Genomic DNA, 709 nt, shown 5'->3' on the forward strand with positions numbered 1-709 from the left:
CGGACGTATTAGAATTAGAGATCCCATCCATTCAAGTAAAGGAAATGGTCCTTCCAGACACTACGCTAGAAAATTTGAGCATAGCCCTCACGCAAATCAAGGCAGATCAGAAGCCTGGTGAAGGAAACTTTACTATTGCCGGCCACCGTGGATATCGAGCAAACAGACACTTTCGAAATTTGCCGAAAGTAAAAACAGGGGAAGAGATTCTCCTACACCAAGGCGATCAAACATTTGTGTATGAAATAACAGATATTAAAGTCATCGCTCCTACTAAGACGGAAGTGTTGCAGGACCATAAAGATCAAAAGGAAATCACCCTTATTACCTGCACAATGGATGGAAAAGACCGAGTCATGGTAAAAGGCACACTAAAGCAATCAACGTAATGGGATGCGGGGACAGGTACCTTGTCCCCACATCTGAATTAGGGACACAGGGACGGGTTCCTTGTCCCGTTTTATAGGTGTGTTTTATTAGAGAAATTGAAAGAAAGGAGGGACAACGTACCTGTCCCTCTGTCCACGCAAACGTAAAGCAGCGCCTCTCTAGGCGCTGCTTATTTGTTTTATATCCATACTATTTTAGACTTTCTATTATATGAACTTCTTAATCTCTGCTGCGAATTGTTCCGGTGCTTCTTGAGGTACCCAGTGGGCAGCGTTAAATCTGACTAATGTGCTATTAGGTAAATCGTTCACCAGTTTTT

General features: G+C 43.0%; 1 protein-coding gene. It reads left to right on the forward strand.

Annotated elements, in window-relative coordinates; translation table 11 throughout:
* A partial coding sequence (locus tag ACGTN6_RS20700; RefSeq protein ID WP_394594955.1) for a class D sortase occupies positions 1–389 on the forward strand: 389 nt, incomplete at its 5' end.
* Positions 390–709 lie beyond the last annotated feature (320 nt).

The sequence above is a fragment of the Halomonas sp. B23F22_20 genome (assembly GCF_043496985.1).
Classification (GTDB): Bacteria; Pseudomonadota; Gammaproteobacteria; order Pseudomonadales; family Halomonadaceae; genus Halomonas.